This window comes from Streptomyces sp. E2N166 (assembly GCF_003671715.1).
GTDB classification, from domain to species: Bacteria; Actinomycetota; Actinomycetes; order Streptomycetales; family Streptomycetaceae; genus Streptomyces; species Streptomyces thinghirensis.
Map to the genome: position 1 here is coordinate 383,991 of NZ_RAIF01000012.1, position 916 is coordinate 384,906.

The 916-nt window shown below is 77.7% G+C and carries 1 protein-coding gene; it reads right to left on the minus strand.

The annotated features are described in order from the left end of the window. Nucleotides 1–916 (minus strand): HEXXH motif-containing putative peptide modification protein (locus tag EBH09_RS09395; protein ID WP_238697252.1); only part of this gene is annotated, 916 nt, incomplete at both ends.

Below are 916 nucleotides of genomic sequence, written 5' to 3' on the forward strand. Positions count from 1 at the left end.
GACCGCCTCGTCACCCGCCTGCACCCGGGCGACCGCCCGCACCAGCCGCACAGCCTCGCTCCCATTCCCGATCCCGCCCGGACCCGCACCCGCACCCGCGCTCCCGCCCCCGGCCGCGCCCCCGCCCCGCACGGTCTCCGCGAGCCGTTCGAGGAAGCGGGCGCCGAGTCCGGTGAGCCGGACATGGGTCTCGGCCTCCGCCAGGCCGCGCTCGACGTGCGCCCGGGTCTGCGTCAGGCGCCATGCCGCGTCGGCCTGTTCGGGCCCGTGCCGCCTGCCGCTGCGGTCCCGCCAGAACGCCAGGTCTCCGAGGTGGGCGTAGATGCCCTGGAGCAGTCCGCCGGGAGGCCGCGGGTCCGGTCGCCACGGCGCGTACAGCCAGGGGCGGCCTCCCGGTTCGTACAGGGTCACCAGGTCGGTCAGGGCGCTCAGTTTGCTGTGCTGGAACTCGTGCAGCAGCGTCAGCGCCAGCCTCTCGGGGTCGGCGGGCCAGGAGGTGAGCACTGTGCCGAAGGCATGCCGTGAGGTGGCGGACGCCACGCCGCGCGCCGGGGCCGGCAGGGGCACGATGCCGTTGAGTCCGGCCGCGAGTTCCTCGGCGCGGCGCGGATGGCTCTCGACGAGCAGCTCCCAGGCCTGCCGCAGGAGTCCCTGCCAGGCCGCCGGCCCGGCGCTCGCCGTCTCCAGCGCGGGCAGCCCCGGTACGGCGGTCTCCAGCGGCAGCCGGAGCGTCAGCCCCCGGTGCCGGGCGTCGAGCACGGCGACGGGTTGCCAGCCGTGCCCGGTGCGGGACGGGTCGCGCGGCAGGACCCGTTCGCCGCCGGCGGTCAGCACGCGTACCCGGCAGCTGCCGGACGGCGCGGCCGAGGCGTCGGCGTCGCCGCCCGCGGCCCGTTCACCGCGCGCCGGGTTCCCG